At 64.9% G+C, this 22,851-nt stretch carries 21 protein-coding genes; 8 read left to right on the top strand and 13 right to left on the bottom strand.

Annotated features, from left to right (window positions below; all coding sequences use genetic code 11):
- Positions 1–57: 57 nt before the first annotated feature.
- The 3 genes from otnK to ltnD are packed head-to-tail and all read right to left on the bottom strand — an operon-like array spanning position 58 to position 3,050.
- The gene (gene otnK / locus CVM73_RS00735) at positions 58–1,332 is read right to left on the bottom strand and encodes a 3-oxo-tetronate kinase (RefSeq protein WP_100230109.1); all 1,275 of its coding nucleotides are present in this window, start codon (positions 1,330–1,332) and stop codon (positions 58–60) included.
- Positions 1,329–2,111 carry a 2-oxo-tetronate isomerase gene (gene otnI, locus CVM73_RS00730; RefSeq protein ID WP_100230108.1) on the bottom strand — a complete coding sequence of 261 codons (783 nt, stop codon included), beginning with the start codon at positions 2,109–2,111 and terminating at the stop codon, positions 1,329–1,331. Before otnI ends, otnK begins: the two co-directional genes overlap by 4 nt.
- A 15-nt stretch (positions 2,112–2,126) precedes the next feature.
- Positions 2,127–3,050, bottom strand: coding sequence for an L-threonate dehydrogenase (gene ltnD / locus CVM73_RS00725; protein ID WP_430641282.1), 924 nt, complete (start codon positions 3,048–3,050; stop codon positions 2,127–2,129).
- A gap of 100 nt (positions 3,051–3,150) precedes the next feature.
- On the opposite strand from ltnD, the gene otnC reads away from it, so the two are divergent.
- Complete coding sequence (gene otnC, locus CVM73_RS00720; protein WP_167406538.1) at positions 3,151–3,825, top strand: 3-oxo-tetronate 4-phosphate decarboxylase; 675 nt, start codon at positions 3,151–3,153, stop codon at positions 3,823–3,825.
- Positions 3,826–4,006: 181 nt separating this feature from the next.
- Here otnC and CVM73_RS00715 read toward each other — a convergent pair whose 3' ends face one another.
- From CVM73_RS00715 to CVM73_RS00690, 6 genes are all read right to left on the bottom strand, one after another.
- Positions 4,007–4,711, bottom strand: a complete 705-nt coding sequence (locus CVM73_RS00715; protein ID WP_100230105.1) for an ABC transporter ATP-binding protein — start codon at positions 4,709–4,711, stop codon at positions 4,007–4,009.
- The gene (locus tag CVM73_RS00710) at positions 4,695–5,426 is read right to left on the bottom strand and encodes an ABC transporter ATP-binding protein (RefSeq protein WP_100230104.1); all 732 of its coding nucleotides are present in this window, start codon (positions 5,424–5,426) and stop codon (positions 4,695–4,697) included. The genes CVM73_RS00715 and CVM73_RS00710 overlap by 17 nt, the downstream gene beginning before the upstream one ends.
- Positions 5,423–6,406, bottom strand: coding sequence for a branched-chain amino acid ABC transporter permease (locus CVM73_RS00705; RefSeq protein ID WP_100230103.1), 984 nt, complete (start codon positions 6,404–6,406; stop codon positions 5,423–5,425). Before CVM73_RS00705 ends, CVM73_RS00710 begins: the two co-directional genes overlap by 4 nt.
- Positions 6,406–7,239, bottom strand: a complete 834-nt coding sequence (locus CVM73_RS00700; RefSeq protein ID WP_245452191.1) for a branched-chain amino acid ABC transporter permease — start codon at positions 7,237–7,239, stop codon at positions 6,406–6,408. The genes CVM73_RS00705 and CVM73_RS00700 overlap by 1 nt, the downstream gene beginning before the upstream one ends.
- A 187-nt stretch (positions 7,240–7,426) precedes the next feature.
- Entirely contained in the window at positions 7,427–8,671 is a 1,245-nt protein-coding gene (locus CVM73_RS00695; RefSeq protein ID WP_100230101.1) for an ABC transporter substrate-binding protein, read from the bottom strand.
- An 89-nt stretch (positions 8,672–8,760) separates the two neighbouring features.
- Positions 8,761–9,576 carry a putative hydro-lyase gene (locus tag CVM73_RS00690; protein WP_100230100.1) on the bottom strand — a complete coding sequence of 272 codons (816 nt, stop codon included), beginning with the start codon at positions 9,574–9,576 and terminating at the stop codon, positions 8,761–8,763.
- A 120-nt stretch (positions 9,577–9,696) separates the two neighbouring features.
- On the opposite strand from CVM73_RS00690, the gene CVM73_RS00685 reads away from it, so the two are divergent.
- The 5 genes from CVM73_RS00685 to CVM73_RS00665 all read left to right on the top strand — a co-directional run bounded on the left by CVM73_RS00685 (position 9,697) and on the right by CVM73_RS00665 (position 14,922).
- Positions 9,697–10,614, top strand: a complete 918-nt coding sequence (locus CVM73_RS00685; protein ID WP_100230099.1) for a LysR family transcriptional regulator — start codon at positions 9,697–9,699, stop codon at positions 10,612–10,614.
- Positions 10,615–10,738: 124 nt separating this feature from the next.
- The gene (locus CVM73_RS00680; protein WP_100230098.1) at positions 10,739–11,989 is read left to right on the top strand and encodes a Zn-dependent hydrolase; all 1,251 of its coding nucleotides are present in this window, start codon (positions 10,739–10,741) and stop codon (positions 11,987–11,989) included.
- A 13-nt stretch (positions 11,990–12,002) separates the two neighbouring features.
- Positions 12,003–12,914: an NAD(P)-dependent oxidoreductase gene (locus CVM73_RS00675; RefSeq protein ID WP_100230097.1), complete on the top strand. Its 912-nt coding sequence runs from the start codon at positions 12,003–12,005 to the stop codon at positions 12,912–12,914.
- 148 nt (positions 12,915–13,062) lie between these two features.
- Positions 13,063–14,136 (top strand): malate/lactate/ureidoglycolate dehydrogenase, encoded by a 1,074-nt coding sequence (locus CVM73_RS00670; protein ID WP_100230096.1) that lies wholly within the window; start codon positions 13,063–13,065, stop codon positions 14,134–14,136.
- 144 nt (positions 14,137–14,280) lie between these two features.
- A complete protein-coding gene (locus CVM73_RS00665) occupies positions 14,281–14,922 on the top strand; it encodes a suppressor of fused domain protein (protein WP_100230095.1) in 642 nt (213 codons plus the stop codon).
- A gap of 237 nt (positions 14,923–15,159) precedes the next feature.
- Here the strand turns inward: CVM73_RS00665 and CVM73_RS00660 are convergent, their stop codons facing one another.
- Positions 15,160–16,233: a tartrate dehydrogenase gene (locus CVM73_RS00660; RefSeq protein ID WP_100230094.1), complete on the bottom strand. Its 1,074-nt coding sequence runs from the start codon at positions 16,231–16,233 to the stop codon at positions 15,160–15,162.
- Between the two features lie 154 nt (positions 16,234–16,387).
- On the opposite strand from CVM73_RS00660, the gene CVM73_RS00655 reads away from it, so the two are divergent.
- The gene (locus CVM73_RS00655) at positions 16,388–17,164 is read left to right on the top strand and encodes an SDR family oxidoreductase (protein WP_100230093.1); all 777 of its coding nucleotides are present in this window, start codon (positions 16,388–16,390) and stop codon (positions 17,162–17,164) included.
- Positions 17,165–17,292: 128 nt separating this feature from the next.
- Positions 17,293–18,711 (top strand): amidase, encoded by a 1,419-nt coding sequence (locus CVM73_RS00650; protein ID WP_100230092.1) that lies wholly within the window; start codon positions 17,293–17,295, stop codon positions 18,709–18,711.
- 270 nt (positions 18,712–18,981) lie between these two features.
- Here CVM73_RS00650 and CVM73_RS00645 read toward each other — a convergent pair whose 3' ends face one another.
- From CVM73_RS00645 to CVM73_RS00635, 3 genes are read right to left on the bottom strand one after another with little or no spacing between them, the layout of a single operon-like run.
- Positions 18,982–20,478, bottom strand: a complete 1,497-nt coding sequence (locus tag CVM73_RS00645) for an extracellular catalytic domain type 2 short-chain-length polyhydroxyalkanoate depolymerase (protein ID WP_146006553.1) — start codon at positions 20,476–20,478, stop codon at positions 18,982–18,984.
- 39 nt (positions 20,479–20,517) lie between these two features.
- The gene (locus CVM73_RS00640) at positions 20,518–21,627 is read right to left on the bottom strand and encodes an amino acid ABC transporter permease (protein WP_100230090.1); all 1,110 of its coding nucleotides are present in this window, start codon (positions 21,625–21,627) and stop codon (positions 20,518–20,520) included.
- A 2-nt stretch (positions 21,628–21,629) separates the two neighbouring features.
- Positions 21,630–22,814 carry an amino acid ABC transporter permease gene (locus CVM73_RS00635; RefSeq protein WP_100230089.1) on the bottom strand — a complete coding sequence of 395 codons (1,185 nt, stop codon included), beginning with the start codon at positions 22,812–22,814 and terminating at the stop codon, positions 21,630–21,632.
- Positions 22,815–22,851: the final 37 nt, after the last annotated feature.

The raw sequence follows: 22,851 nt of genomic DNA, 5'->3' as shown, positions 1-22,851 counted from the left end.
CTCCGTGCGAGTACGGAGCCCGAAAGAAATGAATGAGGGGCTAAGAATGCTCTGCGCTCAGCGCATGAGCCTAAGCGCATCGGAGAAAAACTCTGCGCCGCCGAAGTTTCCGGACTTCAGCGCGAGCAGCATGTCGCTTTCGGCGCCGACCGCGCGCAGCACCGGAACGCCTGCCGCGATTTCCACTCCCACGAGAAACCCGGGAATCCTCAACCGATCGACCACGGCGCCGGATGTCTCGCCACCGGCGACGACCAAACGCCGCACGCCTGATTTTACGAGGGTTTCTGCAATATCGGCCATGGCCTGCTCGATCGCGTGGCCGGCGGCGTCGCGACCGTGGCGTGCTTGCAGCGCGGCGACCTGATCGGGTGTCGAGCTCGATGCGATCAGCACCGGACCCTCGGCCAGTCGCGGTCTTGCCCAGTCCAGCGCGCGCTGCGCTTCGCCCGACCCCGTAATGATACGGGCTGGATCGAGATGGAGCACCGGCATGATGCGTTCAGCGTTGGCGATCTGCTGAAGCGTCGCCTGCGAGCAGCTTCCGGCAAGGCAGGCCGCCAGCCCACCGACCGGAGCGCCGGTCTCGCTGCTCGGCGACGCCGACTGGACCTTGCCCGTCGACACCAACGCGCGAGCAAGCCCAAGGCCGATGCCGGAGGCGCCGACCGACAGCCGGTGTTCGGCGGCAACGAGACCGATGGTCTCGAGGTCGCGGTCGAATACCGCGTCGATGATCGCGGCACCGATGCCCTTGCCCGCGAGCTCGGCCAATCGCGCCCGGACCGCATCGGCGCCGCGCGTGACGGTGGCGAGATCGACGAGGCCGATCTGCGTCCTGCTCTGACGCACCAGCACGCGCACCAGGTTGGAATCATGCATCGGGTTGAGCGGATGGTCCTTCAACGGGCTCTCGTTCAACGGCACGGCGCCGACGAAGAGGTTGCCCTGGTAGACGGTACGGCCGGTCTCCGGGAACGCCGGCGTCACCAGAACGGCAGCTTCGCCGCAGTCGGCGCGCAGCGCGTCCATGACGGGACCGATATTGCCGGCGTCGGTGGAATCGAAGGTCGAGCAGATCTTGAACAGCACGTGGCCTGCGCCGCGGCCGCGCAGCCATGCCTCCGCCGCGCGCGAGCGCGACACGGCGAGGCCGGCCTCGATCGAGCGACTCTTCAGGGACACCACGACGGCATCGACCTCGGGCAGCGCGAGATCGTCCGCGGGCACGCCGATGGTCTGCACGGTGCGCAGGCCGGCGCGCGTCAGCGTGTTGGCGAGGTCGGAGGCGCCGGTATAGTCGTCGGCGATGCAGCCCAACGCAAGTGTCACGACTTCACTCCAGCATAAGGCTTGAACCAGGCAAGGCCGTCGGTGGTCTTGCCGCGCGGATTGTATTCGCAGCCGACGAATCCGGCATAGCCGAGCCGGTCGAGCTCTTCGAACAGGAACGGATAATTCAGCTCCTCGCCGTCGGGCTCGTTGCGCGAGGGAATGCTGGCGATCTGGATGTGGCCGATGATCGGCATCATCTCGCGCAGCCGCATGGTGACGTCGCCATGAATGATCTGGCAGTGATAAATGTCGAACTGGAGTTTCAGGTTCGCAAGCCTCAGCTCCTGGATCAGATCCCGCGCGAAGCCGAAATCGTTGAGGAAGTAGCCGGGCACGTTGCGCGCATTGATCGGCTCGATCACGACGTCGATGCCGTGGGGTGCAAAGAACTCCGCGGCCCAGGCCACCGATTTGTAGAACGCCTCGATCGCGACGCGCTCGCCGCGGTTGGCGATGCCCGCCATCAGGTGCAGGCGCTTGACGCCGGTCGCCTTGGCATAGGGCAGCGCCGTCTCCAGGCTCGCCTTGAGATCGGAGAACCGCGAGGGGAGCGCCGCAAAGCCCTTCTCGCCGGCATTCCAATCGCCCGGCGGCAGGTTGAACAGCGCCTGGGTCAGGCCGTTGCGCTTGAGTCGCTCGCCGACCACCTCGGCCGGATGCTCGTAGGGAAAGAGAAACTCGACGGCGGTGAAGCCCGCTTGCGCGGCGGCATCGAACCGGTCGAGGAACGGCACCTCGGTGAACATCATCGAGAGATTGGCGGCGAAACGGGGCATCAGAGTTCCTCTTGCTTACTTGTCGCCGGGAAGCTTGACGCCGGTGACCTGCGCATACATGCGCGCGACCGACGCGTCGTCATCGCGGCCCATGCCGGCGGCCGACGTCATCAGGAACATCTGGAGCGCGGCGGCGGAGACCGGCACCGGGAATCTGGCGCTGCGCGCCATGTCCTGGATGATGCCGAGGTCCTTGACGAAGATCTCCACCGCGCTGCGCGGCGTGTAATCGCCGTCGAGCACGTGCGGCATGCGGTTCTCGAACATCCAGGAATTGCCGGCGGATGCGGTGATCACCTCATAGACCTTGCGGATGTCGAGGCCCTGCTTGGCCGCGAACGCCATCGCTTCGCTGGCGGCGGCGATGTGCACGCCCGCGAGCAGCTGGTTGATCATCTTGAAGGCGGCGCCCTGCCCAGCGGCGTCACCCAGTTCGTAAAGCTTCGCCGCCATGGCATCGAGCGCGGGCCGTGCCTTTGCAAAGGCAGCCGGGCTGCCGGAGGCGAGGATCGTCAACTCGCCCTGCGCGGCGCGCTGCGCCCCGCCGGAGATCGGCGCGTCCAGATAGTGCCGGCCGGTCGCCTCAAGCTGCTTGGCCAGGCGCCGCGCCACGTCGGGATCCATGGTCGCCGAGGATATGAAGACGCTGTCCTTCGGCATGGTCTCGGCGGCACCATCCTTGCCGAACAGGATGGTTTCAGTCTGCGCCGCATTGACGACGACGCTGACGACGATATCGGCCTCCTTGGCCGCTTCGGCCGGGGTCTTGGCCCCCGCGCCGCCATCCTTCACGAAGCGCGCGACGGCATCCGCCGAAACGTCGCAGCCGGTGACGGCATGGCCGGCGCGCTGCAGCGAGGTCGCCATGCCGAATCCCATCGAGCCGAGCCCGACGACGGCGATACGCTGACTTTGTGACGTGGAGGCGGACATATGCAACTGATCCTTGCGAACGTTTCCCGAATAGCCGCCCTTTGCCGCGGCTTGGCAACCGAATAACACGGCTTGGCCGCGCTGCCAAAGCGTGAGACAAGCAGGCATGACGGCCATGAGCAATGAAACACGGCTGCGCGAGGATATCTGCCGCTTCGGACGGTCCCTGTTCGAGCGCGGGCTGACGCCGGGCTCCTCCGGCAATATCAGCGTCAAGATGGACGATGGCGGCTGGCTGGTGACGCCGACCAACGCCTCGCTCGGCTTCCTCGATCCCGCGACGCTGTCGCGGCTGGATAGCCGGGGCCGGCTGGTCTCTGGCGAGGCGCCGACCAAGGAAGTTCCGCTGCACACGGCGCTCTACGACACGCGTGGGAGTGCGCGGGCGATCGTGCATCTACACTCCACCCATTCGGTCGCGCTCTCGATGCTCCCCGAGATCGACCCGCGCGCCGCGCTGCCGCCCATGACGGCCTACTATCTGATGAAATGCGGCGCCACCGCGCTCGTGCCCTATTACCGCCCCGGCGATCCCGCCGTCGCGGACGCGATCAAGGGACTGGCGGGGAAGTATTCATCCGTGCTGCTTGCCAATCACGGGCCCGTCGTCGCCGGCGACACGCTGGAAGCGGCCGTGTTCGCGACGGAGGAGCTGGAGGAGACGGCGAAGCTGTATCTGCTGCTGCGCGGGATGAACCCGCGATATTTGTCACCGGAGCAGGTGACGGATCTGGTGAAGGTGTTCGGGGTGACGCTGCCGGAACATGGGCACGAGCACTAGAGCCGTGCCGTCATAGACGGACGAGCGCCGCCTCACCCACCGCCGTCATTCCCCGCGAAAGCGGGGAATCCAGTACGCCGCGGCTTCTCAGTATTCCTCCAGCGTCTCGGAGTACTGGATCGCCCGCCTGCGCGGGCGATGACACCGAACGTCTTGGACGCGCGTGCCCCACACTTCGCGTCTACAGCCCCAGATACGCCTTCCTCACGTCGGGATTGCCCTTGATCTCCGCGGACGGGCCCTGCATCAGCACGCGGCCGGTCTGCAGGATGTAGGCGCGGTCGGCGATCTCGAGGCACTCGGCCATGCGCTGCTCGACGATCAGCACGGTCATGCCGGCATCGCGGATGCGCTTCACCGCCTGGAAGATTTCGTCGACCAGTTTCGGCATGATGCCCTGCGACGGCTCGTCCAGCATCAGCAGCCGCGGGCGCGTCATCAGCGCGCGGCCGATGGCGAGCATCTGCTGCTCGCCGCCGCTTAGCGTCTCGGCGCGCTGCTCCAGGCGTTCGGACAGCCGCGGAAACAGGTTGAAGACGAGATCGAGCGGCCCCTCGCGATCCGCCTCGCCGCGGTAGAGATAGCTGCCAAGGCGAAGATTGTCGCGCACCGACAGGCGCGGGAACAGGCGGCGGTTCTCCGGCACATAGGCGATGCCTGTTGCGGTGATGTGATGCTGCGCCATGCCGTCGAGGCGCTTGCCGTCGAACGTCACCGTGCCCGAGCGCGGACGCTCGGCGCCAGCGATGGATTTCAGCAGCGTCGACTTGCCCGCGCCGTTGGCGCCGGCGACGCAGACGATCTCGCCCTTCTGGACCTCGATCGAGACCGCGGAGATCGCGACGAGGCCCTGATAGGCCGTCGTGATTTCACGCGCGCTGAGCATGACGATCTCCCAGATATGCGCTGATCACCTTGGGATCGCGGACGACGTCGGCGGGCTTGCCCTCGACCAGCACCTTGCCGAGGTCGAGCACGATGGCACGGTCGACCAGCGGCATCACGATCTCCATGACGTGCTCGACCATCAGCACGGTGATGCCGGCATCGCGCACCTTGCGCACCAGCGCGACGCCGGTCTGCGCCTCGGTCGGCGTGAGGCCGGTGAGGACCTCGTCGAGCAGCAGCAGCTTCGGTTCGGTCGCCAGCGCACGCGCGACTTCGAGCCGGCGCTTCTCGGCCGGCACGAGGTCGCTGGCGAGCACGTCGGCGCGCGCGGCAAGGCCGGTGAATTCCAGCACCTCATGCGCCTTGCGACGGGCCTCGCGCATCACGGTGTTGCGCACGAGCGCACCGACGATGACGTTGTCGATAACAGTCATGGTCTCGAAGCTCTTGACGACCTGGAAGGTGCGCCCGACCCCGCGCTGGCAGCGCTCGGCCGCCGGCATGTGGGTGACATTCTCACCGTCGAACCAGATCGAGCCTTGCGTCGGCGGCAGGACGCCGGCGATGAGATTGAACAGCGTCGACTTGCCGGCGCCATTCGGGCCGATCAGGCCGACGATCTCACCGCGGCCAACCGAGATCGAGACGTCGCTGTTGGCGATGAGGCCGCCGAAGCGCTGCCAGACGCCGCGTGTTTCGAGGAGCGCGCTCATCGTGTGGCTCCCTTCGGTTTTGCACGGGAGAACAGGCTCACCAGGCCTCGCGGCAAGGCCAGCGAGATCGCCACGATCAGCGCACCATAGACGATGAGATCGACGCCGCGTCCGGAGCCGCCGATATAGGAGCGCGTCAGCTCCGTCATCGGGATCAGGATAGCCGCGCCTAGCACCGGCCCCCAGAGGGTGCCGATGCCGCCGAGCACCGCCGGCAGTGCCATCAGCAGCGAGAACTGGAACCCCATCACGCTTTCAGGATCGATATAGGCGAGAAACTGCGCATAGAAGGCGCCGCCGATGGCGACAAGGAAGGCTGAAACGGCCGCCGCGCCCATCTTGGAGTTGAAGACGACGACGCCGAGGCTCTCGGCCGCTTCCGGATTGTCCTTCACCGCGCGCCACCAGAAGCCCCATTTGGAGTCCTCAAGCCACCAGGTGACGAACCAGGCGAGGCAGCAGAGCGCCAGCGCGAAATAGAAGTATGGCAGCTTGGTGCGCAGGAACTGGAATTTCAGCCAGCTGTCGCCGCGGATCGGAATGGTGATGCCCATCGCAGCACCCGCCCACTCCCAGTTCTGGAACAGCAGCAGCCCGATCTCGGCGATGACGATGGTCGCGATCACGAAGTAATGGCCGCGCAGGCGGAAGAAGGGATAGCCGAGCCCCATCGCGATGACGGCCGCAATCACGCCGCCGCCGAGCATGCCGAACCAGGGCAGCACGCCGAACTTGGTGAACAGCAGTTCGGTGGTGTAGGCGCCGATGCCGAAATAGAGGGCGTGGCCCAGCGAGATCTGCCCGCAATAGCCGGACAGGATGTTCCAGCTCTGCGACAACGCCGCATACATCAAGGTGAGAATCAGGATGTTCTGGACGTAGACGTCCTTGATGAACAGCGGCGCCAGCGCCGCAAGCCCGGCCAGCACCGCGGCGATGACGAGGTCGCGGCGGCGCCGCGCGGCAAAATTCTTGTCCATCACATCGACCCGAACAGGCCGCGCGGCCGGATGAAGACGACCAGCAGATAGACGGCGTAGATGCCGACCGACTTCAGCGACGGTGGCAGCACCAGGGCCGTGACTGCCTCGACGAGGCCGACGATGATGCCGCCGGCGAAGGCGCCGAACACGCTGCCGAAGCCGCCGAGCGCCACCGTGACATAGGCGATCAGCGCGAAGGACGCGCCGACATCGGGATAGATGTAGAAGAACACCGCCATGATCGCGCCGGCGAGACCGACCAGCGCGGCACCCAGGCCCCAGCCGAACGCGAACACGCGGTTCTTGTCGATGCCGACGAGGGCCACCGCGCCGGGATCTTCGCGGGTGGCTTCCAGCGCGCGGCCGAAATCGGTGCGATGGATGAAGAAGTAGAGACCGGCAAAGGCCGCAATCGAGACCAGCGCGCCAACCAGTTGCGGCTCCGGCAGGAAGATGCCGGCGACCGAGATGGTTTTGCCGCCGAGCCAGGACTGCGGAATGCTGCGATAGTCCGGCGTGAAGAAGTACTGCGCGAGGCCACGCATGACGATGGCGAGACCGAAGGTCGTGAAGATCTGCACCATGCCGGCATTGGCCTTGGCCCGCATGGCGAAGCGTACAATGAGCAAGTAGACCACCGCGCCGAACACGAACAGTGCCGCGGCGACCAGTGGCGCCGACAGCAAGGGGTCGATGGCGAAGAACGCGAACAGGAAGAAGGACAGGTACATCGCGATCATCAGGAACTCGCCATGGGCAAAGTTCGTGACGTCCATCAGGCCGAAGATCAGCGCGAGGCCGACCGCAATCAGTCCGTAGAGCAGGCCCATCAGAAGGCCGCTCGCAAGACTTTGGATAATGGCTTGGGCTGTCACTGCATCGTCCCCCACACACCGCCCTCATCCTGAGGAGCGCGCCGCAGCGCGCGTCTCGAAGGATGGGCCCGCCCTCTCCTTCGAGACGCGGGCTACGCCCGCCCTCAGGACGAGGACGGGAATTACTGTCTCCGTCGCCGCTTCACTTCATCGGCCAGATCGCCTCGGCGATCGCGGCTTGCGGCGGGAAGATGGTGACGAACTTGCCGCCGACATATTGCAGCAGCACCGGATCGGCGTCGTTGTTCTGGCCCATCTCGTCGAACTTGACTCGCTTCCAGGGCATGATGGTCTTCTCGCCCGGAATGTCGGTCGCGGCCAGCGCATCGCGGATCTTCTCGCCGTCGGTCGACTTGGCGCGGCTGATAGCGTCGGCGAGGATGATCAGGCCCATGAACTGGCGCGAGGTGAGATCGTTGAAATCCTTGCCCGAGCGCGACTTGAACATCTCGTTGATCTTGCCGACCATCGGCCGCTTCTGCGCGAGGTCGAGCGAGAAGGTGCCGCGCGAGATCACGCCTTCGAGCTTGTCGCCGACGGCATCATAGAGCGCCTTCTCGGAGAAGCCGGCGTCCTGCGCCACGATCGCATTCGGCTTGTAGCCGAGCTCGGCCATGGTCTTGACCAAGAGGATGCCGTCGGTGGTGTAGCTCGACGGCATCAGCACGTCGGCATTGGCGGTCTTGAGCTGCTGCACCTCGGCCGAGAGCGAGGGCGAGTTGGCGCGATACTTGATGTCGGTGACGATCTTGTAGCCGCGCTCACCGGCGATCTTGGTCTGGGCATTGCCGGAGTCGGTGCCGAAGATGGTGTCCTCGTGGAACAGCGACAGCGTCTCGATCTTGGTGCCCTTCTTCTTCATGGCGTCGAAGAAGTCGAACATCGCGGCCGAGTACATCTCGTCATGGGGCGCGGCGCGGAAGTAATATTTCAGGCCGCGGCGGTGCAGGCTCGGCGAGGAGTTGTCGGCGGAAACGAACGGGACCTGATAGCGTTCGCAAATCTGGCTGACGGTGACGGCCACCGCGCTCTGATAAGTGCCGATGATGGCGCAGACCTTCTCCTGCGTGATCAGGCGCTCGGCCTCGGCGCGGCCCTTCTGCGGATCGGCCTGGTGGTCGGCGAACACGAGGCGGATCTTCGCACCGCCGAGACCCGGCAGGCCTTCGCCCTTGGCCAGCGGCAGGTCGAAATCGGTGTCCTTGTTGATGACTTCGAGCGCAGTCTCATAGGCCTTCTGCGCGTCGACGCCCTGCTGCGCGCTGCCGCCGGAGAACGGATAGATCACGCCGATCACGACTTCCGACGTCTGTGCGCGCGCTGCCAGCGGCACGAGAGCGGCAGTGGCGGTGGCTCCCAACAACACGTCGCGGCGAGTGATCGTCATGGCAAAGTCCCCTGTTACTGAATTTCGGCTGATCGAATGAAGCGATTGATGGATGCGGTAAAGCCTGAAGAAGCAGCAGACGCTGCCTACTAAATCACGGCCATGTCTTTGTTCTTCAGATCCGTCACCAGCATCAAGCCGGGCGAATGCGTGATCGCGAACGGGAGTTTCGCGGCGTTGATCACCGATTGCGGCGTCACCCCGCAGGCCCAGAACACCGGGATCTCGTCATCGGCGACCGGCACCGGATCGCCGTAGTCGGGCTTCGCAATGTCCTTGATGCCGATCAGATGCGGATGGCCGAGATGCACGGGCGCGCCGTGCACGGCGGGATAGCGCGAGGTGATCTGCACCGCGCGGATCGCATCGGCCGGCTTGAACGGACGCATCGACACCACCATGGGACCGGCGAACGGGCCGGCTTCGCCGCAGGCGATGTTGGTGCGGTACATCGGCACGCGCACATTGTGCTCGATGTGGCGGATCGGCATGCCCTCGTCGAGCAGAGCCTCTTCGAACGAGAAGGAGCAACCGAGCACGAAGGTGACGAGATCGTCGCGCCAATGCTTGGTCACCTCGGTCGGCTCGTCGACGACCTCGCCGTCGCGCCAGACGCGGTAGCGCGGAACGTCGGTGCGGATGTCGAGATCGGCGCCGAGCGCGGGGATGAAAGGACTGCCGACGTCGGACATGCCGATGATCGGGCATGGCTTGGGATTGAGCTGGCAGAAGCGGTGAAAGGCGCCGGCATATTCGGCCGGCAGGATCGCCAGATTGCCCTGAACGTATCCGGGGGCGACTCCGGCGGTGGAGGCGACCAGCCCCTCGCGGTAGGCGAGCCGGGCCTTGCGGCTCGGAAGGGTGTCGGGCGTTTCAGTTTGCTGCGCTGCCACCAAAACAGTCATGTGATCGACCTGCCTATAAACTCGACAAAGACAAGCCAACACCAAGCGTGCTATAAAGTCTAATCGTCGTTTCTAATCAATCTCGATAAATCTGATTTATCGATTGGGAAAATCCTTCCAATGCTGGACTTCAGGTCGATCGAGACGTTCCTATGGGTTGTGAAGCTCGGCAGCTTCCGTGGCGCCGCACAACGGCTCAACACCACCCAGCCGGCGATCTCCCAGCGCATCGCCCAGCTCGAGCGCGAGATGGGCGTGAAGCTCCTGAACCGCGATCATCGCATCGCCTCACCGACACCGAGCGGCCGGCAGATGATGGTCTATGCGGAGAAGCTGATCGGCCTGCGCGCTGCGATGATGGCGGAGATCGGCGACCGGTCGGCGATGCGCGGCGTGATGCGGCTCGGGGTCGCCGAGACTATCGTGCACACCTGGCTGCCGCGGCTCGTGAAGAGCGTGAACGAGGTCTATCCGAATCTGTCGCTGGAGATTGAGGTCGACATCACGCCGAACCTCACCGCGCGCCTGCTCGCGCAGGAGATCGAGCTCGCCTTCGTCGTCGGGCCGTTGTCCGCTTCCGGCGTGCACAACCGCGTGCTCGCCGATTATCCGATCGGCTTCCTCGCAAGCCCCTCGCTGGGGCTCGGCAAGGGGCCGGTGACGCCGGCGGAGCTCGCGCGGTTTCCGATCATCACCTTCCCGCGCAAGACCAAGCCCTATGAGGTCGTGCGCGAGGTGTTCGACCGGCCGGAACTACCGCCGATTCGCCTGCATGCCTCCGCCTCGCTGGCGACGGTCATCCATATGGCGGTCGAGGGACTGGGTATCGCCGTGATCCCCGACGCCATTGTCGAGAACGAGCTTGCCGATGGCCGGCTGCAACTGCTCGACACCGATCTCGCGATCGCGCCGCTGACCTTCACCGCGAGCTGGCTCGCCTCGCCCGACGTCGTCGCCGTGGAGCGCGTCGCCGAGCTTGCACGGCAGATTGCGCAGAGCAGCCTCGCGGTTGACGCGCCCGCGCAGGCGCGTCATTGAAAAAGAGCCGGACAACCTTTCCCGTCATTCCGGGATGGTGCGTAAGCACCAGACCCGGAATCTCGAGATTCCGGGTTCGATGCTTCGCATCGCCCCGGAATGACAGATTAAAATGGACTGACGCATGAGCCGAGCCGCCACCAATCTACAAATCGATTCCGCCCGCCTGTGGGGCTCCATCCACGAGACCGCGCAATTCGGCGCGACCGCCAAGGGCGGCGTACGGCGGCTGACGCTGAGCAGCGAAGACAAGCAGGTGCGCGACTGGTTCCGCAAGGCCTGCGCGGATGCCGGACTGGAGGTCCATGTCGACGCGCTCGGATCACAGTTCGGCCTGCGCAAGGGCCGCGACATGTCGAAGCCGCCTGTCGGCATCGGCTCGCATCTCGACACCCAGCCGACCGGTGGCAAATATGACGGGATTCTGGGGACGCTCGGCGCACTGGAAGTGATCCGCACGCTGAACGACGCCGGCATCGAGACCGAGGCGCCGATCTGCGTCGTCAACTGGACCAACGAGGAAGGCTCGCGCTTCGCACCTGCGATGATGGCGTCCGCCGCCTATGTCGGCGACTTCACCACCGACGACATTTTGTCGCGCAAGGATGCCGAAGGCATGACCGTCGGCCAGGCGCTCGACAGCATCGGTTATCGCGGCGACAAGCCGGTCGGCTTCCAGAAGCTCGGCTGCTTCGTCGAATTGCACATCGAGCAGGGCCCGATTTTGGAGGCCGAAGGCAAGACCATCGGCGTTGTCGATTCCGGCCAGGGCGTATTGTGGTACGACGGCAAGATTTCCGGCTTCGAGAGCCATGCGGGTTCGACCCCGATGCCGTTGCGACGCGATGCGCTGGCGACACTGTCGGAGATCGTGCTGGCGATGGAAGCCATTGCCAAGAAGCATGGGCCCAACGCCGTCGGCACCATCGGCGAAGCCGTGATCGCAAATCCCTCGCGCAACGTCATTCCGGGCGAGATCGCCTTCACCATGGACTGCCGCAGTGCCGATGGCGCGATCATGGACGCGCTCGATCGCGATCTTCGTGCGGCAATCACCGAGATCGCCGCGCGCCGCAAGGTCGAGGTCAAGATCGATCTGGTCTGGCGCAAGCCGCCGACGCATTTCGATCCGAAGCTGATCGCCGCGGTCGAGAACGCCGCGAAGACGCTCGGCTATTCCTCCCGCCGCATCACCTCCGGCGCCGGCCACGACGCCTGCAACCTCAACACCGTCATGCCAGCCGCTATGGTGTTCGTGCCCTGCAAGGACGGCATCAGCCACAACGAGCTGGAGGACGCCACGCAAGGCGACTGCGCCGCGGGCACCAACGTTCTCATGCATACCGTGCTGGCGATCGCCGGCGTCGCATCCTGACCGGGGAGAGCCCATGCGCGGAGTTTTCGTCGACGCCAATGAATCGCTGGCCGTGATCATGGAGCGGCTGGGGAAGCCTGATGATCCCAAGGTGAGAATCAACAGGAGCCCCGATATCAAGCCCGAGCAATACCCGGAAATCCTCGATGGCGCCGAGATCGCCATCGTCGACCACACCGCGCTGCCGACCGATGTCGCAAAGAAGTGCGCCGGCCTGAAGCACGTCGTATTCCTCGGCACCGGCGCGCGCAGCTACATGAACCCGGAGGAGCTCAGCCAGCTCGGCATCTCCGTCCATCTGATCAAGGGCTATGGCGACACGGCAGTCGCCGAATCCGCGATCGCGCTGATGTGGGCGTCGGCCCGCGTCATCGCGATGATGGACCGCGAGATGCGCGCCGGCAACTGGCTGCGCGAGGACGGCATGCAGCTCACCGGCAAGACCCTCGGCCTGATCGGCTTCGGCGGCATCGCCGCCGAAGTTGCCCGCATTGCCAGCGGCAGCGGCATGAAGGTGATCGCCTGGAACCGCTCGCCGAAGAGTTATCCCGGCGTCGAATTCACCGACCTCGACAGCGTGCTGGCGAGAAGCGACGTCGTGTCGCTGCACCTGCTGCTCAACGACGAGACGCGCGGCATGATCACGCGCGAGAAGATCTTTGCGATGAAACGCGGCGTCATCCTCATCAACACAGCCCGCGCCGCGATCGTCGACGAGGCCGCCATGATCGACGCACTGAAGTCCGGCCATATCCGCCATGCCGGCCTCGACGTCTTCAACATCGAGCCGCTGCCCGGCGATCATCCGCTGACGAAATTGCCGAACGTGACGCTGTCGGCGCATTCCGCCTTCCGCACGCCGGAGGCGAGCGAGAACCTGATTGAAGCGGCGTGGGTCCATTGCCGCCGGATCGTGAATTTGTAGGGTGGGTTAGCCTCGCAGATGCGCGAAGTGCATCTGCTTGGCGTAACCCACCTCTTTGGTTTCCGCGGAGACAGAAGTGGTGGGTTACGCCTTCGGCTAACCCACCCTACGCGCCCCGCCAAATCGTGAAGGGATAAGAGCAACAACAATGGCCGACTATCGCACCATCAAGGCAGAGCCGCTCACCAACGCCATCCGCGCCATCGTCAAGGCGGGTGGGTCTACCGACCGCGAAGCCGAGCTCGTGTCCACCAATCTCGTCGAGGCGAATCTGAAGGGACACGACTCCCACGGCGTCGGCATGATCCCGCGCTACGTCCAGAGCGTCGTCAACGGCGGCCTCGCCGTGAACGCGCACGTCAAGACCGTGCTCGACACCGGTCCGCTCCTCACCCTCGACGGCCTCACCGGCTACGGCCAGGTGATCGGTCATGAAGCGATGGAGCTGGCGGCCGAGCGCGCCAAGCGCAACGGCGTGTGCCTCGTCGGCCTCTCCAACTCGCACCACATCGGCCGCATCGGCCACTGGGCCGAGCAGTGCATCGGCCATGGGCTGGTCTCGATCCACTTCGTCAACGTGATCTCGCGCCCGATCGTGGCGCCCTGGGGCGGCAGCGATGCGCGCCACGGCACCAACCCGTTCTGCGTCGGCATCCCGCGCGCCGGCAAGGAGCCGATCGTGCTCGACTTCGCCACCAGCAGGATCGCGCAGGGCAAGACCCGCGTCGCCCACAACAAGGGCGTCGAGCTGGAGCCCGGCACCATCATCGACAATGAAGGCAAGCCCACGGTCAATCCGCGCTACACCGTAATCCCGCCGTACGGTGCCATCCTGCCATTCGGCGAGCATAAGGGGTCGGGGCTCGCGCTCGTGTGTGAAATCCTCGGCGGCGCCCTCTCCGGCGGACAGGTGGTCAAGGGCCCGTCGGACGGCAAGTACAATGTCCTCAATGGCATGCTCTCGATCATCATCGACCCGACCAAGCTCGGCACCGCCGAAAACCTCGCGCGCGAAGTCGAGAGCTTCGTCGCCTGGCATACCGGCTCGCCGCCTGCCCCCGGCGTCGACAAGGTCAGAGTCGCCGGCGAGCCCGAGCGCGAGACCAAGAAGAAGCGCCTTGCCGAAGGCATTCCGGTCGATCCGACGACCTGGCAGGAGATACTGGAGGCCGGGAAGAAGTTCGGGTTGGATCAGGCGGCGATCGAGAAGATTGTGAGCTGATCGGAAATGAGGCGCATCCTTGCCGAATGCGCTATCGCGCATTGAGGTCTGGACTAAAGCGCACTCGTGAAGCGGATTTGAACCGGCCAGCGTCGTCTCGCGACAACGCAGATATCCCGGTCCACATCCGCCTCCGAGGTCCACATGTTCTCCCGTCTTGCAAAGCTCATGTCTGGGTCGAGCGAACCGTCAAAGGCGGCCGACCTCTACCGGCACCGGCTCGCCATCTACGAGAGCGAGTTTGGCGAACCCGAGCACAGCTTCACGGACAGCGCCGAGCGCCGCATCGACCTTCACGCCTTTGGCCGCGATTTCGTGCCGGTGTGCCAGGAGGGCTCCGACGAAGGCTATGTCCTGCTGACCAACGGCATGAGCCAGCAGCGGATGCCGGGGGTGCGCGGGGACGCAAAACTCCGTGCCGAGCTGATGTGGTACGTCCGCGAGCCGACACCGGATGTCCGGGACAATCTGCACTGGCTCGCCAATCTGCCATTCCTCGACACGACCTGGTTCGGCTTCGGTCATCGCGTGGCTCTGCCGAGACCGCCGGTTGCAGGAACGGACTGCCAGACCTTTCTGTTTCTCACGCCGATCATCGGCCCCGACAAGCAGATCGCCGAAACGCTGGAAGTCGAGGGCGATCCGGTCGAGATTTTGACCGTGAACCTGATTTCCGATCGGGAGCTCGCGCTGATCAAGTCCGAGGGACTGGATCCCTTTCTCGATCTGCTCGACGACAACGACTATCCGCCGATCTTCGACCCGGCGCGGAAGTCGTATGTGTAGAGCGGGCGCCCAAAACGCTGCTGTCGTCCCGGACAAGCACAGCTCTCGACAACGCGTAGCGTTGCCGAGAGCTGTGCGCCGATCCGGGCCCCATAACCACAGGGAGTGGTTTGGCGAAGACTCGCGGTTACCAGCTCGGGCAGCAACTTCTCCCTGGGGTTATGGGTCCCTGCTTTCGCAGGGACGACGGGAGAGTTTGTTGCGACGGCGGAATTCGCTTTCGCTAACGTCGCCCCCTTAATCCACCATATCCGCGACCGCCTTGCCGCACGCCGTCGTGTCGGCGTTGCCGCCGAGATCCTTCGTCCGCAGCGTGCGTTCGGCGAGCGTGCGCTCGATTGCGTCGACGATCGACTTGCCGACTGCCTTCTCTCCGAGATGCTCGAACATCATGGCGCCCGACCAGATCATGCCGATCGGGTTGGCGATGCCCTGGCCTGCGATATCGGGCGCCGAGCCGTGCACCGGCTCGAACACCGAGGGGAAATCGCCCTCGGGATTGATGTTGCCTGACGGTGCGATGCCGATGGTGCCGGTGCAGGCCGGGCCGAGGTCGGAGAGAATGTCGCCGAACAGGTTCGAGCCGACCACGACGTCGAACCAATCCGGATGCAGCACGAAATTCGCGGTGAGAATGTCGATGTGGTACTTGTCCCACTTCACGCCCGGAAACTTCTTGGCCATCGCTTCCACCCGCTCGTCCCAATAGGGCATGGTGATCGAGATGCCGTTGGACTTGGTCGCCGAGGTCAGGTGCTTCTTCGGCCGCGACTGCGCGAGTTCGAACGCGAATTTCAGGATACGGTCGACGCCGGTGCGGGTCATCACCGTCTGCTGCGTCACGAACTCGCGGTCGGTGTCGGGGAACATGCGGCCGCCGACCGAGGAATATTCGCCTTCGGTGTTCTCGCGCACCACCCAGAAGTCGATGTCGCCGGGCTTGCGGCCCGCCAGCGGCGACGGCACGCCGGGCATCAGCCGCACCGGGCGCAGGTTCACATACTGGTCGAACTCGCGGCGGAACTTGATCAGCGAGCCCCACAGCGAGACGTGATCCGGAATCTTGGCCGGCCAGCCGACCGCGCCGAAATAGATCGCATCGTGCTTGCCGATCTTCTCCTTCCAGTCATCAGGCATCATCTGGCCGTGCTTCTCGTAATAGTCGTAAGACGAGAAGTCGAAATGGTCGAAATGCACGGAGACGCCGTGCTTCTTCGCTGCCGCCTCCAGAACGCGCAGGCCCTCCGGCATGACCTCCTTGCCGATGCCGTCGCCGGGAATGACCGCGATCCGGTATTGTTTCTTGCTCATCGAGAACGTCCTTGGTTGGTCCGGCAGCCGCCGCGTTTTGACCGCACTGCAATGGACCAAACGCGGCGGCAGTGCAACGCTGCACTGCAATGTTGACCATGGCGCGGCCGAGCGCCTACTGATTTGATCCTGTTCCCACCAACGAGTCCCCCTCATGGATCTGCATCTGCGTGGCAAGCGCGTTCTGATCACCGGCGCGTCCAAGGGCATCGGCGCGGCCGCCGCCGAGGCGTTTGCCGAGGAAGGCGCGCATCTCCTGCTCGCCGCCCGCAGCGGCGAGGCACTGAAGGCGCTGGCCGACCGCTTGCGCGCCGCGCACCAGATCGACGCCGCAACGAGCATCGTCGATCTGCGCAAGGAAGAGGACGTGGCGCGGCTGGCGAAAGAAGCCGCCGACATCGACGTGCTCGTCAACAATGCCGGCGACATCCCCGGCGGCTCGATCGACAAGATCGACGAGGCGGCCTGGCGGCACGCCTGGGAATTGAAGGTGTTCGGTTATATCAACCTGACGCGACATATCTATGCGCAGATGAAGGCGAAGGGGGGCGGCGTCATCGTCAACGACATCGGCGCGGCCGGCGAAAAGTTCGACGCCAACTACATCTGCGGCAGCGCCGGCAATGCGGCATTGATGGCGTTCACGCGCGCGCTCGGCGGCAAGAGTCTCGCCGACAACATCCGCGTCGTCGGCATCAATCCCGGGCCCGTCGGCACCGATCGCCACGTCACCCTGCTCAAGACGCGGGCAAAGCACCAGTTCGGCGACGAGAGCCGCTACAAGGAATTCCAGAAGAGCCTGCCGCTCGGCAGGCCTGCGCATGCGCGCGAGATCGGCGACCTCATGGCGTTCCTGGCGTCGGATCGCGCCGGTTACACGTCGGGCGTGATATATACGGTGGACGGCGGCATTAGCGCCGGCTGGGGTTAGGCCTATCCCTCGTCATTGCGAGCGCAGCGAAGCAATCCAGAAATGCCTCTACTGCAGCAAGGCTGGATTGCTTCGTCGCTTCGCTCCTCGCAATGACGGAGCCTAGAGCAAGCATAGGAGTAATAGAATTGTCTCAAGACCTGATCCGCGAAACGGCATGCGCCGTCGTCGACAAGCTGCGGTCCGGCGATGTCTCGCCGGTCGAGCTCCTGGATGTGCTGGAGAAGCGCATCAGTGAGGTCGACGGCAAGGTCAACGCGCTGCCGATACTGTGCTTCGATCGCGCCCGGGATAGCGCCAAGGCACTGATGCGGGAGCCGACCGGCGCGCGCGGGCTGCTCGCCGGCCTGCCGGTCCCGATCAAGGATCTGACCGACGTCGCAGGCGTCTTGAACACGCAGGGCTCGCCAATCTTCAAGGACAACGTCCCCGCGAAGTCCGACCTCATGGTCGAGAACCTCGAGGCCAACGGCGCGCTCATCTACGCCAAGTCGAACACGCCGGAATTCGGCGCCGGCGCCAACACCTTCAACGAGGTGTTCGGCGCGACGCTCAATCCCTGGGATACGACGAAATCGGCAGCGGGCTCCTCCGGCGGCGCGGCGGTGGCGCTTGCGACCGGCCTGGCCTGGCTCGCCCAGGGCTCCGACATGGGCGGGTCCTTGCGCAACCCCGCGGCATTCTGCGGCGTCGTCGGCATGCGGCCGAGCATCGGCCGCGTCGCGCATACTCCGAAGTCGGGTATCGACCGCAATCTCGGCGTGGTCGGCCCGATGGCGCGCAATGTCGAGGATCTCGCGCTGCTGCTGGATGCCATGAGCGGCGACTATGCGGACGATCCGCTGTCGCTGCCGGCCCCCGCAACCTCGTTCCTGTCGGCGGCACAGGCGGGCAAGAAACCGAAGCGCATCGCCTACTCGCCCGATCTCGGCATCACGCCGGTCGATCCCGAAGTGAAGGCGATCACGCGCAAGGCCGCCGAGCGTTTCGCGGAGGCCGGAGCCATCGTGGAGGAGGCGCATCCGGACTGGCGCGAGGCGCATGAATGCTTCCACGTGCTGCGCGCCTTCGATTTCGCGATCACCAAGGCCAATCTGCTGCGCACCAAGCGCGACCTGCTCAAGCCCGAGGTGATCTGGAACATCGAAGAGGGCCTCAAGCTCACGGTCGAGCAGTTGGCGCGCGCCGAGGCGCAGCGCGTCGGCATGACCGCGCGGGCGGTCGAGTTCTTCAAGAGCTACGATCTGCTGCTGACGCCGACCACGATCGTGCCGCCCTTCCCGATCGAGAACCGCTACGTCGCCGAATGCGACGGCAAGAGGTTCGAGAACTACATCGAATGGCTCGGCATCGTCTACGCCGTCACGCTCGCGTGCTGCCCCTCGCTGTCGCTGCCGTGCGGCTTCACGGCGTCTGGCCTGCCTGTCGGCGTCCAGGTGGTCGGCGCCCCGCGCGCCGATGCGCAGGTGATTGCCGGGGCGAAGGTGCTGGAGGACATCTTAAGCCTGCGCGGCACGACGCCGATCGATCCGAAGGTGAAGAACTAGCCTCACTCTCGCGCCCCGGACGCAGCGCAGCGCTTCTTCAGCGTTGCGCTGCAGAGCCGGGGCCCATCTCTCCGCGACCTCCTGTGTCTCCCTGGGTCCCGGCTCTGCGGCGCAGCGCTCGCGCGCTGCCCCTTGTCCGGGACACGAGACCTCACCTCCCGCTGGTCGCCTCCAGGCTGCGACTGTAGCGCGACATCGCAAAGCAAAAGACAAAGTAGAGCGCGGCACGACCTCCCGTCGCATCCGCGGCGAGCACGGTTGCCCGGTTCGCTATTTGGCGATCGTGCAGGAGCCGGGATCATCGCAGCGAGGAGGCGTCGACCGCGTGATGCCGGTCGCCTCGTGGGAGCTCGGGCCTACCGCCCCGTTCAGAACGACCGAGACACGCCATCGATATGTCGTCTGCGGCGTCAGACCGGAATCCCCAAAGCTCGTTCCTGTCACGTCGCCAATCACCTGGAACGCACCATCTGGCCCCGCACGCGAAACCCGGTAGGTTGTTGCGTCGTCCCCTGGGGACCAGACCAGGTCAGCGCCGCTATCCGACGTATCGATCACCGTGAGCGACTGCGGCGCCGATAGCGAGGGCGCGGTCGCGCCGGCGGGCGCCGCGGCAGCGTCCGCGAGCGCATCCAGCATCGCCTTGATCGCCTTGATTTGCGATCCGGACTTCGTCACGTAGCTATCCTGATGGTCGACGTAGCTCCACCAATCCCAACAGGCCTGCGGATTGCTCGGCCAGTATGGGCTGGTCTTGGTCTGCGGATAGAGAATAATCAGATGGTTCGTGTCCGCCCACTCATTGTAGCCGGCCTCATCCACGAATCTGCGTCCGATATCGGCGACGTCCTGCTTGCATCCGTGGAGCGCGACGTGGACGCGGCAAGGACTACCCTGCTCGCAATCCCGAGGTACGAACACATAGCCGGTATCGCCCATGCTCAGCGCGTCGGGCAGATGCGGCGTGGTATAGATCGATTGATCAAAGCTCTTCACCGAACCTGCAAGCTGCGCGGGATTGGGCGGATTCAGGCGGCCGTAAATATGCTGCAGGATGACGCCGGCCTGGTCATAGCCGCATTGGTCGATATAGGGCTGCGTGTTGGCCTTGCAGTCGTTGAGCCCGGGTGCGCCCTGTTTCGCCACGACGAACGAGTGGCCCGCGCCGAGCGTGGCCTGGTAGAACAAGTTGGCGCGATTGGCATCCCCTAGATAATGGCGGTAGAAATCGGCGGCCGCATCGGTCGCGGCCTTGTCGACGATCGCGTCATTGTAGCCGCGAAAGAGATAGATCTTCTGCCTGCCGACATTGCTGAGAGGGTCGATCTCGCCCGCTGCGGCCTTGGCGTCGGCCTTTGCCGTAAAATCCTTCGGATCCAGATCCGACGCCGGCCCTTTCATGCATGCACCCGTGGCCCGCCAGATCGGCCCCCAGTACCAGGTGGCGGCGTCGAACGCGTCCGCCTTCGCGCACCAGTAAGGGCCGCCCGCGACCACGCCGACGCCCTTGATCACCGACGACCACGCCGTGCCGAACTGAACGGCCATGAACGCGCCCGACGATATTCCCGAAATCGAACTCTCACCGATCGGTGCGCGATAGCGCCGTAACCCCTCGGCGGCACACGATGACGTGCCGAGATTGGTTATGAAGATCGGGACGCAGATTTGGGCGGCGATAAATTGCCGCAAAACGGCCACGCGCATGACAGCCTCGCCAAATCGACCGCAGGAGCAACCTCTGGTATTAGAGCTCAAAATCGGCAATCGGGGCAAGCGCAAACAAGCGGCACCAAACGGGGAACGTCACTTCGGCGTTGTCGGCGCCTCAAGGCTGCGACTGTAGCGCGACATCGCGAAACAGAAGACAAAGTAGATCGCGGCAACGAAGATATAGACTTCGACGGAAAACTGCTGCCAGGCGGGATCGATGATCGCGGTCTTGGCGGTCGTCAGCAGGTCGAAAATGCCGATGATCAACACGAGGCTGGTGTCCTTGAAGAAGGCGATGAAGGTGTTGACCAGCGGCGGGATGACGTGGCGGATCGCCTGCGGCAGGACGATCAGCCGGTGCTTGCGCCAATAGGACAGCCCCAGCGCGTCGGCGGCCTCGTACTGCCCGCGTGGTACCGCCTGAAGCCCGCCGCGGACGACCTCGGCAAGGTAGGCGCCGGCGAACAGGATGATCGCGATCTGCGCGCGCAGCAGCTTGTCGATGTTGAACCCGGCGGGCATGAACAGCGGAAACATCACGCTCGCCATGAACAACAAGCTCACCAGCGGCACGCCACGGATCAGCTCGACATAGAGCACGCTGAGCGAGCGGATCGCCGGCAGCTTCGAGCGCCGGCCGAGCGCGACGAGGATGCCGAGCGGGAAGCCGAAGGCGAGACCAAACGTCGCGAGGATCAGCGTCACCGGCAGTCCGCCCCAGCGGTCCTGCGAGACGAAGGAGAGCCCGAAGACGCCGCCCCACATCAGCACGCTGATCAGCGCCAGCGCTCCGATCCAGAGATAGACGAGTTCGCGCCGCCACAGCGCGCGGCGGGTCGAGAGATAGTACAGCGCGATGAACAGCACGACCGACAGCGCCGGCCGCCACTGCTCGTCGAACGGATAGGTGCCGAACAGGATGAAGCGGTACTTCTCAGGAACGATCGCCCAGCAGGCGCCGACGCCACGCACGGCGCGGCAGGCGCTGGAGTCGTTAGCCGGCGTCAGCCAGACCGCATTCGCGATGCCCCATTGCACGAAGCTGAAGATGCCCTTGGCGAGCAGCGCCAGCAGCACGACCGTGAGGATACCGTTGGGAATCGACGAGAACAGATTCTTGCGCAGCCAGCGCAGCACCGGATTGCCCGTCTGCGGCCGGCGAGCGGCGCGGGGTGCATCGGGGATGTCGGTGATCGCGGTCATGCTCAGCGCTCCACCAGCGCGATGCGCGCGTTGTACCAGTTCATGAAGAAGCTGATGGAAAGGCTGATGGTCAGGAACACCGCCATGATCAGCGCGATCGCTTCAATCGCCTGCCCGGTCTGATTCAGCGTGGTGTTGGCGACCGAGACCACGTCCTGATAGCCGATCGCGACCGCGAGCGAGGAGTTCTTGGTCAGGTTGAGATACTGGCTCGTCATCGGCGGCACGATGACGCGCAGCGCTTGCGGCAAAATGATCTGCCGCAGCATGAAGCTGCGACGCAGGCCAAGTGCGTTGGCGGCATCCCATTGCCCGCGCGGCACCGACTGGATGCCGCTGCGCACGATCTCGGCGATGAAGGCCGAGGTGTAGGTCACGAGCGCGATCAGCAGCGCGAAATATTCCGGCGCGAGCGTCAACCCGCCGACGAAATTGAAGCCGCGCAGCTGCGGCCACTCGATCGTCCAGGACACGCCGAGCGCGAGCGAGACCGCCACCGGCACCACGACCATGAGGCCGAGCGCAAACGGCCAGGCCGGCCGCGGCTTGCCGTCGCGCATCTGCTGCGCGACCAGCCATCGCCGGATGAGATAGAACACCGCGCAGCCCAGCACCGCGGCGCCGAGCACCGCAAGCTGCGGCGGGCCGAACGGGATCGCCGGCAGGATCAGGCCGCGATTGGAGAGGAACACGCCCTCGACGGGTCGCCACGCGGCGCGTGCCGCCGGCAGCGCCTGCATCAGCACGTACCAGAACAGGAGTTGAAGCAGCAGCGGGATGTCGCGCAGCGTTTCGACGTAGACGGCGGCAAGCCGCGACAGCAGCCAGTTCGCCGACAACCGTGAGATCCCAATCAGCGTGCCCAAGATCGTCGCGAGCACGATGCCGATCACGGCGACGCGCAAGGTGTTGGCGATGCCGACGACGAACGCCCAGAAATAGGTGTCCCTGGGATTGTAGGCGAGCAGGCTGTCGGCAATCGGCATGCCGGCCTCGCGGCCGAGAAAGGCGAAGCCTGTGGTGATGCGGCGGGCCGAGAGGTTGGTGACGGTGTTGGACCAGAGGAAGGCGATCACTCCAACCGCGATCCCGACCACCAGGACCTGCCAGAACAAGCCCTTCAATTCGTTGCGCCCAAGCGCGAGGAGGCGGCGGCGCGGCGGCGGCCTGGGATGATCGGCGGTCACAGCACAAAAATCCTTCTCAAATGCAGCGATTTCCGGC

Source organism: Bradyrhizobium forestalis, from assembly GCF_002795245.1.
Classification (GTDB): domain Bacteria; phylum Pseudomonadota; class Alphaproteobacteria; order Rhizobiales; family Xanthobacteraceae; genus Bradyrhizobium; species Bradyrhizobium forestalis.
Note: the sequence above shows the minus strand (reverse complement) of the source record. Positions and strands in the feature narration are given on the sequence as shown.

Excerpts from the sequence above, each read along its gene's own strand:
- CVM73_RS00665 (WP_100230095.1), top strand. The coding sequence starts at position 14,281 with ATGTTCTCCCGTCTTGCAAAGCTCATGTCTGGGTCGAGCGAACCGTCA.
- CVM73_RS00700 (WP_245452191.1), bottom strand. The coding sequence starts at position 7,239 with ATGGGCCTGCTCTACGGACTGATTGCGGTCGGCCTCGCGCTGATCTTC.
- CVM73_RS00675 (WP_100230097.1), top strand. The coding sequence starts at position 12,003 with ATGCGCGGAGTTTTCGTCGACGCCAATGAATCGCTGGCCGTGATCATG.
- CVM73_RS00695 (WP_100230101.1), bottom strand. The coding sequence starts at position 8,671 with ATGACGATCACTCGCCGCGACGTGTTGTTGGGAGCCACCGCCACTGCC.
- CVM73_RS00670 (WP_100230096.1), top strand. The coding sequence starts at position 13,063 with ATGGCCGACTATCGCACCATCAAGGCAGAGCCGCTCACCAACGCCATC.
- CVM73_RS00660 (WP_100230094.1), bottom strand. The coding sequence starts at position 16,233 with ATGAGCAAGAAACAATACCGGATCGCGGTCATTCCCGGCGACGGCATC.
- CVM73_RS00655 (WP_100230093.1), top strand. The coding sequence starts at position 16,388 with ATGGATCTGCATCTGCGTGGCAAGCGCGTTCTGATCACCGGCGCGTCC.
- CVM73_RS00710 (WP_100230104.1), bottom strand. The coding sequence starts at position 5,426 with ATGAGCGCGCTCCTCGAAACACGCGGCGTCTGGCAGCGCTTCGGCGGC.
- CVM73_RS00685 (WP_100230099.1), top strand. The coding sequence starts at position 9,697 with ATGCTGGACTTCAGGTCGATCGAGACGTTCCTATGGGTTGTGAAGCTC.
- CVM73_RS00640 (WP_100230090.1), bottom strand. The coding sequence starts at position 21,627 with ATGACCGCGATCACCGACATCCCCGATGCACCCCGCGCCGCTCGCCGG.
- CVM73_RS00680 (WP_100230098.1), top strand. The coding sequence starts at position 10,739 with ATGAGCCGAGCCGCCACCAATCTACAAATCGATTCCGCCCGCCTGTGG.
- CVM73_RS00705 (WP_100230103.1), bottom strand. The coding sequence starts at position 6,406 with ATGGACAAGAATTTTGCCGCGCGGCGCCGCCGCGACCTCGTCATCGCC.
- otnC (WP_167406538.1), top strand. The coding sequence starts at position 3,151 with ATGACGGCCATGAGCAATGAAACACGGCTGCGCGAGGATATCTGCCGC.
- otnI (WP_100230108.1), bottom strand. The coding sequence starts at position 2,111 with ATGCCCCGTTTCGCCGCCAATCTCTCGATGATGTTCACCGAGGTGCCG.
- CVM73_RS00690 (WP_100230100.1), bottom strand. The coding sequence starts at position 9,576 with ATGACTGTTTTGGTGGCAGCGCAGCAAACTGAAACGCCCGACACCCTT.
- CVM73_RS00715 (WP_100230105.1), bottom strand. The coding sequence starts at position 4,711 with ATGCTCAGCGCGCGTGAAATCACGACGGCCTATCAGGGCCTCGTCGCG.